At 73.9% G+C, this 8,838-nt stretch carries 7 protein-coding genes and 1 pseudogene; 4 read left to right on the plus strand and 4 right to left on the minus strand.

Going from position 1 to position 8,838, the window contains the following annotated elements:
• Positions 1-43 precede the first annotated feature (43 nt).
• Positions 44-955, minus strand: a complete 912-nt coding sequence (locus tag ACFWJB_RS35180) for an alpha/beta hydrolase family protein (protein ID WP_385473659.1) — start codon at positions 953-955, stop codon at positions 44-46.
• 365 nt (positions 956-1,320) lie between these two features.
• Between ACFWJB_RS35180 and ACFWJB_RS35185 the strand changes: the two genes are divergently transcribed.
• Positions 1,321-2,205 (plus strand): Gfo/Idh/MocA family protein, encoded by an 885-nt coding sequence (locus tag ACFWJB_RS35185; protein ID WP_386927374.1) that lies wholly within the window; start codon positions 1,321-1,323, stop codon positions 2,203-2,205.
• Positions 2,206-2,275: 70 nt separating this feature from the next.
• Here the strand turns inward: ACFWJB_RS35185 and ACFWJB_RS35190 are convergent, their stop codons facing one another.
• Positions 2,276-2,647 carry a MerR family transcriptional regulator gene (locus ACFWJB_RS35190; protein ID WP_385472874.1) on the minus strand — a complete coding sequence of 124 codons (372 nt, stop codon included), beginning with the start codon at positions 2,645-2,647 and terminating at the stop codon, positions 2,276-2,278.
• Between the two features lie 26 nt (positions 2,648-2,673).
• Positions 2,674-3,441, minus strand: coding sequence for an SDR family NAD(P)-dependent oxidoreductase (locus ACFWJB_RS35195; protein ID WP_386927376.1), 768 nt, complete (start codon positions 3,439-3,441; stop codon positions 2,674-2,676).
• Between the two features lie 266 nt (positions 3,442-3,707).
• On the opposite strand from ACFWJB_RS35195, the gene ACFWJB_RS35200 reads away from it, so the two are divergent.
• Both ACFWJB_RS35200 and ACFWJB_RS35205 read left to right on the plus strand, forming a co-directional pair.
• Positions 3,708-4,916: a glycoside hydrolase family 64 protein gene (locus ACFWJB_RS35200; protein ID WP_385472880.1), complete on the plus strand. Its 1,209-nt coding sequence runs from the start codon at positions 3,708-3,710 to the stop codon at positions 4,914-4,916.
• Positions 4,917-4,975: 59 nt separating this feature from the next.
• Positions 4,976-6,084, plus strand: a pseudogene (locus tag ACFWJB_RS35205) (PP2C family protein-serine/threonine phosphatase).
• Here ACFWJB_RS35205 and ACFWJB_RS35210 read toward each other — a convergent pair.
• On the minus strand, positions 6,056-8,329 hold the full coding sequence (locus ACFWJB_RS35210) for an MMPL family transporter (RefSeq protein ID WP_386927379.1): 2,274 nt from the start codon (positions 8,327-8,329) through the stop codon (positions 6,056-6,058). The pseudogene ACFWJB_RS35205 and the gene ACFWJB_RS35210 overlap by 29 nt on opposite strands.
• Before the next feature lie 195 nt (positions 8,330-8,524).
• Between ACFWJB_RS35210 and ACFWJB_RS35215 the strand changes: the two genes are divergently transcribed.
• Entirely contained in the window at positions 8,525-8,746 is a 222-nt protein-coding gene (locus ACFWJB_RS35215; protein ID WP_385472886.1) for a hypothetical protein, read from the plus strand.
• Positions 8,747-8,838: the final 92 nt, after the last annotated feature.

Below are 8,838 nucleotides of genomic sequence, written 5' to 3' on the forward strand. Positions count from 1 at the left end.
CGCGCGGTACCGCGCGACCGCCGCCGGACGGTGCCGTGGGGCGTCAGGAGCCGTGCGGGCAGTTGCCCCGGTACTCCTCGATGGTCAGGCCGGCCCGCGGCAGCGGGCACAGGAACTGCTCGTAGCGGGTGTCGTTGTCGATGAACCGCTTGAGCCAGGAGACGCTGTACTTCGCGATCGTCGTGTTGGAGGTGTTCGGCGAGAAGTGGGTCGCGCCGTTCAGCTCCAGGTAGGCGCGGTCCGTGCTGGACGGCAGGCTGGAGTAGAAGGGCTCGGCGTGGGAGGCGACCGGGGCGATCGTGTCGCCGTCGGCCCCGAAGATCAGGGTCGGGGTGCTGACCTCGGGCCAGGTCTTGTCGAGATTCCAGGGGGTGAGGGGGATCGCCGCCTGGAGCGACGGCCGGGACTTGGCGGCCTCGAGCGTGCCGCCGCCGCCCATGGAGTGGCCCATGACGCCGAGCCGGCTGCTGTCGATCCGTCCGCGTACGGAGCTGCGTTCGGTGAGGTAGTCCAGGGCGGCGAGCAACTGCCGTCCCCTGGAGTCGGGCTGGTCCACGGTGGTGAGGGTGTCGATGGTGAACACGACGAAGCCCTGCGAGGCCAGGCGCGGGCCCAGCCAGGCGATGGACGACTGGTACGCGGTGAAGCCGGGCGCGACGACGACGGCGCCGAACGTGCCGTCGGCGGTGCTGGTCGGGTAGTAGATCGTGCCGCCGCCGAAACCGGTGACCGCGAGCGAGGAGACGCTCGTGTCCGACACGGCGTAGGGGCCGCGCAGTGCCTCGATGCTGGAGGTGGTGGGCGCCGGGCCGCGCTCGTAGGGGTTGTCCGCGGCGTGGGCGCCCGGGCCGGTGAGGGTGCTGAGGGCGACGGCGGCGGCGAGTGCCGCCGTGACGCCGGCCAGCCGCCGGCGCGTACCGCGGGGAGCGGCCTGGGTGTGGGGGTTCTGCTGCACGACGAGTCGTCCTCTCTGTCGTGGCGAGTCGCCCGGCCGGTGGTCGCACACGGCCCGGGACGCGTGGGGTCGCGTCCCGGGACATCCGCCGGGCGGGCCTCGCCTATGGGCTGGCCGTGCCACTGTCGACGGGCGGGGCGGGCGGGGGGATCGGCAGAATCACCGGCGCCGTGGAAAGCGGGCGGGTGCGGTGCCGGCACCGGTGTCGTCGCCGGGCGGGCCGGTGAGCCGTCGGGGGCGGGTGCGTCGTGTTTCCCCGGCCGGGGGCTTGCCGGGGCACCCGGCCGGTGTGACACGCTCGGCGTCGGCCGGGTGGCGGTGGTGCTCCGGCCGGCGACGGGTTCGGCACGTGGAGAGGCGGCGGCATGCGCATCGGACTGCTCGGTACCGGCCCCTGGGCGGACATGACGCACGCGCCCGCCCTGGACCGGCACGAGGACGTGGAGTTCGCCGGCGTGTGGGGGCGCCGGCCGGAGGCCGCCAAGGAGCTGGCGGAACGGCACGGCACGCGCGCCTACGAGGACGTCGACGCCCTGCTCGGCGACGTGGAGGCCGTCGCGGTGGCGCTGCCGCCGGCCGTGCAGGCCGAGCTCGCGGTGCGCGCGGCGCGTGCCGGGTGCCATCTGCTGCTGGACAAGCCGCTGGCGACGACGGTGGCGCAGGGGCGGGCGGTGGTCGAGGCGGTGCGTCAGGCCCGCGTGGCGTCCGTCGTGTTCTTCACGGTCCGGTTCCAGCCCGGGACCGAGGCGTGGATCGCGGAGCAGGCCGAGGCCGGTGACTGGTTCACGGCGCGTGCGCAGTGGCTCGGCGCGGTGTTCGGCGGCGACAGCCCGTTCGCGCGCTCGCCGTGGCGCCGCGAGAAGGGCGCGCTGTGGGACGTCGGCCCGCACGCCCTGTCCGTCCTGCTGCCGGCGCTGGGGGACGTGCGGCAGGTCGCGGCGGCCGCGCCCGGTCCCGGCGACACCGTCCACCTGGTCCTCGAACACGCCGGCGGGACGTCCAGCACGCTCACGCTCAGCCTGACGGCACCGTCCGCCGCGGCGGGGGCCGCGGTGGAGCTGCGGGGCGGCACCGGGGTGACGCTGATGCCGGAGAGCTCGCAGGGCGCGGTGCCGGCCTACGGGCGGGCCGTGGACGCCCTGCTGACCGCCGCGCGGACGGGGCGCCCGCATCCGTGCGACGCCGTGTTCGGGCTGCGGGTGACGGAGATCCTCGCCGCGGCCGAGGCGCTGCTCGGCGACGGACGGTGACACCTGACGGCCGCCGGGGCGCTTCGCCTTGTTGCCGGACCGGCGCCGGGCCGTCCCGCCGGACGTCCGGTCAGGCCACCGGACGCATACGGCTGCCCGTCTGCTCCCGCAGCGCGGCTTCCAGCCGGTCGCGGACCGCGGTCTGGGCGGCGATGCGTTCGTCGAGCACCGCCAGCCGCTCCCGCGCCACCCGCAGGCCCTTGTCCGAGGGCGGTGCCGTGGCCACGTCGCCGTCCAGGCACGGCAGGAAGACGCGTACGTCGTCCAGGGTGAGCCCGACGGACAGGAGGTGGCGGATGTTGCGCACCCGCACCAGGGTCCGCTCGTCGTAGACGCGGTAGCCGTTGCCGGCCCGCTCCGAGGAGATCAGCCCGGCCTCCTCGTAGTGCCGCAGCGCCCGAGCCGTCGTCCCGGCTGCCCTGGCCAGTTCACCTATGCGCACCCGTGCCACCTCCGGGGGCATCCTTATCACGCCACCACCGCCCCGCCGTCGACCGGAAGCACGACGCCGGTGACGAACGACGCCTGTGGTGCGGCGAGTTGGGTGATCGCCCAGGCCACCTCCCCTGGCCTGCCGATCCGGCCCAGCGGGGTGTGCGCCAGCTGCCACCGCCGCACCTCGGCCCTGCGTTCCGGCGTCAGGCCCTGGTGCTCGCCGATGGGGGTGTCGACGGCGCCGGGGGCGACCGCCACCACCCGGATGCCGCGAGGGGCCAGCTCGACCGCCCAGCTTCGGGTCAGCAGTTCGAGGGCGGTCTTGGTGGCGGCGTAGACCGAGCCGCCCGGCCAGGCCCGCTGCCCCACCGACGTGCTGACGTTGACGATCACTCCGCCGGACGCCTCCAGGGACGGCAGCGCCGCCTGGGCCAGCAGCACGGGGGCGACGAGGTTCGTGTCGAGCTGAACGGTGATCAGCTCCTGGCGCAGGGTGCCGAGCGCGCCGCTGTGGACGACTGCGGCGTTGTTGACCAGCACGTCCAGTCGGCCGTACTCCTCCGTGACGGCCCGCACGATGCGCTCGGGCTCCCCGTCGGCGGTGATGTCGGCGGTCAGCGGTGCGATGCGCTCGTGCCCGGCCGCCGTCTCCTCGAGCGGTCCGCGGCGCCGTCCGACGGCGACCACGTGGGCCCCCTCGGCGGCGAAGGCACGGGCGGTGGCGCGGCCGATGCCCGTACCGGCACCGGTGACGACGACGATCCTGCTGCTGGGTGAGGCGCTGATGTCCATGCCGGTCATCGTGCAACCCTGCCGCCAGCGGCAAGGTCAACGCGCCGGGTCTCCGGCCGGCCGGGGGCCCACCATTAAGTGGGCCCTAAGCGCCGGTTAAGCGCTCCGGATAGGCGCCCCCGTCCGTCAACTTCCTCCCCCGACGCGGCAATTGAGCAGCCTCCGGGACGGTTGGCCGGGGCATCCGTTCTGCGTACCATCGGGCCACCGCCTGAGAGCGCTCTCAGTCGATCCCCCCACACCGGCAGGCCCCTATCACCCAGGAGACCCCCCACATGACTCCCCGTCACCAGCGCCCCCTCGGCCGCCGCAAGCTGCTCGTCGCCCTCGGGGGCGCGGTCGTGGCCGCACCCGCCGTCGCCGCCGTCGCCCCGCACGCCCTCGCCGGCACCGGTGCGGACGGTGGCACGGCCGCCCCCGAGGCCGCCGGCGCCCTGCCGCTGACGATCGTCAACAGCACCGGGTCCTTCGGGAACGCCGACGTCCACGTCTATATCGTCGGCAACCAGGACGGCCGCCAGGTGCGCGTCACCCCCGACGGCACCGTCGTGCCCGTGGCCCTCTCGGACAACGGGGCCGACGGCTACACCGACTACGCGATCGACCTCGCCGGCAGCGGCGCGACAACGCTGTCACTGCCGTACCTCTCCGGCCGGATCTACGTGTCGCTCGGCGAGAAGCTGAAGTTCAAGGTGGTCACGGACGGCGCCGGCACTCCCGCGCTGCAGTACCCGGCGGGCTGGGTCGCCTCCGACCCCAACTACGGGGTGCTGCACGACTGCGCCGAGTTCACGTACAACGCGGCCGGGATGTTCTGCAACACCACCATGGTCGACATGTTCAGCGTGCCGCTCGGCATCCGGCTGACCGGGGCGAAGGACCAGACGACGGGCACCGTGCGCCCCGGCGGGCGGGCGGCGGTCTTCTCGGCCCTCCGGCAGGTCGAGGAGTTCGCCCCGCTGGTCGTGGACGACCGTCGCGTGATCGCCCCCGGGCACGGGCTTGACGCCGGCCTGTTCCCCGCGGACTATCTCGCCCCGTACATCGACGAGGTGTGGAGCACCTACACCGGCAGGGACCTCACGGTCACGACCAACGCCGGCGTCTTCACCGGCCGGGTGCGCGGCGACCGGCTGACCTTCGACGGGCCCGCCCAGGTCTCCTTCGCCAGGCCGTCCACCCGGGACGTGCTGTTCTGCGACGGCGCGCTCGCCGCGCCCAACGACGGCACGACCGGTCCCGTCGCCGCGGTCCTCGGCGCCGGCTTCAACCGCTCCACCCTGCTCTCCTCGGCCGCCCAGCCGACGGCCGACGCCGCGTCGTTCTACCGCGCCGCGCTCACCAACCACTACGCCCGGGCGGTGCACGCGGCCACGGAGGACGGCAAGGCGTACGGCTTCGCCTTCGACGACGTGGCCGACTTCGCCTCCTACGTGCAGGACACCGCGCCCACCGGGATCCGGCTGACGCTCACCGCGTTCTGAGGCCCGCGCGGCGTGCCTTCCCACGTGCGCCGGGCGGCACGCCGTAGGAGCGTGGTGGTGTGCGAAACGTGCCCGCCGTGCCGCCGCGCCGGAGCGAGGACCGGCGCGGCTGGCTGTCGGGGGCACCGCCGCCCCGCTGGGTGCGGGCGCTGCCGCTCGCCCTGGTCGTGGCGGTCTGCGCTGCGACGCTCGTCAGCCACGACCCGCTCGACATCGGCTTCCTGCTGGGCGCCATCCCGCCGCTGGCCGTGCTGTCGTACAGCCCGCTGGCGACCGCTCTGCTGGGCGGCGCGGTGGTCGCGCTGCTGAACATCCCGGCCTTCCAGCTCGACCGGCCGGGCAACACCGACCTGCTGACCGTCGTCTTCGTCTCCGTGCTCAGCGTGTTCGTGTCCTTCGTCCGCAGCCGCCGCGACGCCCAGCTGACGCTGGAGCGCACGGTCGCCGAGGCCGCTCAGCATGCCGTCGTGCCCCCGCTGCCCGAGCTGGTGGGGGCGGTGCGCTGCACGGGGCTGTACCGGGCGGCGCAGCGCGGGACGCTGGTCGGGGGCGACTTCTTCGACGTGCGGGACGGTCCCTTCGGCATCCGGGCCGTGATGGGCGACGTGCAGGGACACGGCCTGGCCGCGGTCTCGACGGTCGCCTCGCTGCTGGGGGCGTTCCGGGAGGCGGTGCTGGACCAGCCCGACCTGGTGTCGGTCGCCGCCCGGCTCGACCGCAGGCTGCTGGTGGACTCGGCCGGCTCGCGGCACGCCGAGCTGTTCGCGACGGCCGCGCTGCTGGAGTTCTCCGCCGACGCCCGCGAGGTGCGCGTCGTCGTCTGCGGCAACCCGCCGCCCCTTCTGCTGCGCGGCACGAGGGCCTCGGAGGTGGAGGTCGCACCGTGGACGCCGCTCGGGCTGGGCTGGCGGACGCCGGCACGATCGAGGCGGCCACGGTCGCGCTGCGCCCGGGCGACCGGCTCTTCCTCGCGTCCGACGGTGTGGTCGAGGCCAGGAACGCCGGCGGCGCGTTCTATCCGCTGGCCGAGCGGCTGGCCGCGTTCGCCGCGGGGGAATCCGCCGGGCTCGTCGAACGTGTCTGGGAGGACCTGGTGGGCTTCTGCCCGGACGTGGACGACGACGTGACGATGCTCGTCCTCACTCCCCCGGTCCCGCCGGGGCGCTGAGGCCCTGCTCGTGCTCCCCCTCGGCGTCGATGTGCGGCAGGATCCGGTCGAGCCACCGGGGTGTCCACCAGGCGTGCCGCCCCAGCAGCGTCATCACGGCCGGTACCAGGAGCAGGCGGACCACGGTGGCGTCGATGAGCACGCTGACGGCCAGGCCGAGGCCGAGCATCTTGACGACGATGTTGTCGCTGATGATGAACGCGGCGAAGACGCTGACCATGATCAGGGCCGCGCAGGTGATGACCCGTGCGGTGATCTCCAGGGCGTGGGCCACCGCCCCCTTGGCGTCCCCGGTGCGCAGCCAGGCCTCGTGCACGCGGGAGAGCAGGAAGATCTCGTAGTCCATGCTCAGCCCGAAGATGATCGCGAACATCATCATCGGCACGTAGCTCTCGATGGGCACGGTGCCGTTGACCCCGAGCGCGGGTCCGCCCCAGCCCCACTGGAAGACGGCGACGACGACGCCGTAGGAGGCGGCGATCGACAGCACGTTGAGGACGGCCGCCTTGAGGGCGACCAGCAGGCCGCGGAAGACGGCCAGGATGATCAGGAAGGCCAGCGCGACCACGACGCCGATGATGAGCGGCAGCCGCTCCGCGACGATGTCGCGGAAGTCGACCTGGGCCGCGGTGGTGCCGGTGACGTAGCCCTTGGCGTCCGTGCCGGCGACCGCGTCCGGCAGGGTGGTGTCGACCAGGCGGTTGGTGAGGCCGGTGGTGGCGGCGTCCTGCGGGGACTGCTTCGAGTAGACCGTGGCGAGCAGGACGTCGCCGTCCTGGGTCGGCGTCACGGGCGTGACCGCGGCCGTGCCCGGCACCTCGCCAAGGTTCTTGGTGACCTGGGAGGCGAGGGCCGAGCGCTGGTCCTGCGGTACGCCGCTCTGGTCGACGACGACGGTCAGCGGGCCGTTGGAGCCGGGCCCGAAGGCGTCGGTCATCAGGTCGTACGCCCGCCGGTCGGTGAAGGAGGTGGGGTCGGCGCCGTCCCCGATGTGGCCGAGCTGGATCGAGAAGACCGGGATGGCCAGGACGACGACGACCGTGACCCCGGCGGCCAGGAAGTGCCAGGGCCGGCGCTCCACGCGCTGCGCGTAGCGGTGCCAGGTGCCGTGCGGTGCGGCGCCCTGCTCCGCGTCGGTCTCGGCGACGGGGCGGCGCACCCGCAGCCGGTCGACGTGCCGGCCGAGGAGGCCGAGCAGGGCGGGCACCAGGGTCAGCGCGCCGAGGACGGCCGAGACGACCGTCACCGCGGCGGCGATGCCCAGCTTGCCGATGAAGGACACCCCGGAGGCGTACAGGCCGAGCAGCGCGACGATCACCGTGCAGCCGGAGACGAGGACGGCGCGGCCGCTGGTGGCGGTGGCGTGTCCGGCCGCCCGCACCGGATCGGCGCCGTCCATGAGGGTCTGCCGGTGCCGGGTGATCAGGAACAGGGCGTAGTCGATGCCGACGCCGAGTCCGATCATGGTGGCCAGCGTCGGTGACACGGTGGCGAAGGTGAACGCGGCGGCGAGCAGGCCGAGGCAGGCCAGGCCGCCGACCACCGCGACCAGGGCCGTCACCAGGGGGGTGACGGCGGCGAGGACGCTGCCGAAGCCGATCAGCAGGACGACGACGGCGACACCGAAGCCGATCAGCTCGCTGACCCGGTCGTCGGCGTCGGGCCGTGCCAGCTCCCCGAGCGGTCCCCCGTACTCGACCTCGGCGCCGGCCGCGCGCAGCGGCTGCACGGCGTCGTCCACCCCGTGCAGGTAGGCGTCACCCAGTTGGGAGGGCTGGATGTCGAAGCGCACCGTGATGTAGCCGGTCCGGCCGTCCGAGGACAGGGGCCCCACGTCGGGTCCGGACGACGAGCCGGAGGCGGGCTGGGCGGTGAGCGGGTTCTGCACGGACAGGACGTGCGGAAGTTTCTGCAGGTCGGCCACCGTGGTGGACATCTGCTGGCCGAGCGAGTCCAGGGGCTTCCCGGCGTCGTGCACGACGATCTGGGCGCTGTAGCCGCCGGCCGCGGGGTCGTGTTTCTCCAGGACGTCCAGGCCCCGCTGCGACTGGGAGGAGGACAGGGTGAAGTTGTCCGAGTAGTCGCCGCCGAAGGAGCGGTCCGCGAACTGGAGGGCCACCAGGGCGACGAGCCACGCGACGACGACGATGACGCCGTGCCGGGCGCACCACTCGCCGCACCGGCGCAGCCCGCCCGCTCTGCCCGCGGCCCCTCGCCCTCCGGCACCGGTTCCGCTTCCTGACATGCGCCTGCCCTTTTCTGCCGGGCCCCTCGCTCGGTACGCCCCATTAGACGACGCATGGCCGGGTGCGGCACGTCAAGGTCGCGCTGCCCTCGGGATGCGGTGGCCGCTCCGGCATTGAATGGTGTTATCGGGAAAGTCGGGACCGATAGCAGAGCAACGGCACCGAAGCAGTGATCCGGACCGAGGAGCAGCCCTATGTCCACGTCAGAGTCCGATGCCTCCCGGTCGTCCGAGGTCCGCGCGAACGAGGACCGCGCCACTCCGGACGACCGGCTCCACATCCGCACCGGCACGGAGGTGTCACCCGAGGACGTCGTCCTCGCGGCCGGCCGGGACCTCACGCCGAAGAATCTCGAATGGGCCAGGAACAAGCTGGCCGAGGAGGGTCCCGCCGCCCTCGACAAGCTGCTGCCCTGACCGAGACGCGGGGGGGGGGGCGCCCCGGCGGGGCGGGCCCGCCAGGCGGTGCGTGGCCCCGCTAAAAACACCCCCGGCGGGAGGGCCCGGGC

It is taken from the genome of Streptomyces sp. NPDC127100, assembly GCF_042724095.1.
Lineage (GTDB): Bacteria > Actinomycetota > Actinomycetes > Streptomycetales > Streptomycetaceae > Streptomyces.

Bases quoted from the DNA above. Each gene is read 5' to 3' on its own strand.
- ACFWJB_RS35185 (WP_386927374.1), top strand. From the start codon at position 1,321: ATGCGCATCGGACTGCTCGGTACCGGCCCCTGGGCGGACATGACGCAC.
- ACFWJB_RS35195 (WP_386927376.1), bottom strand. From the start codon at position 3,441: ATGACCGGCATGGACATCAGCGCCTCACCCAGCAGCAGGATCGTCGTC.
- ACFWJB_RS35200 (WP_385472880.1), top strand. From the start codon at position 3,708: ATGACTCCCCGTCACCAGCGCCCCCTCGGCCGCCGCAAGCTGCTCGTC.
- ACFWJB_RS35210 (WP_386927379.1), bottom strand. From the start codon at position 8,329: ATGTCAGGAAGCGGAACCGGTGCCGGAGGGCGAGGGGCCGCGGGCAGA.
- ACFWJB_RS35215 (WP_385472886.1), top strand. From the start codon at position 8,525: ATGTCCACGTCAGAGTCCGATGCCTCCCGGTCGTCCGAGGTCCGCGCG.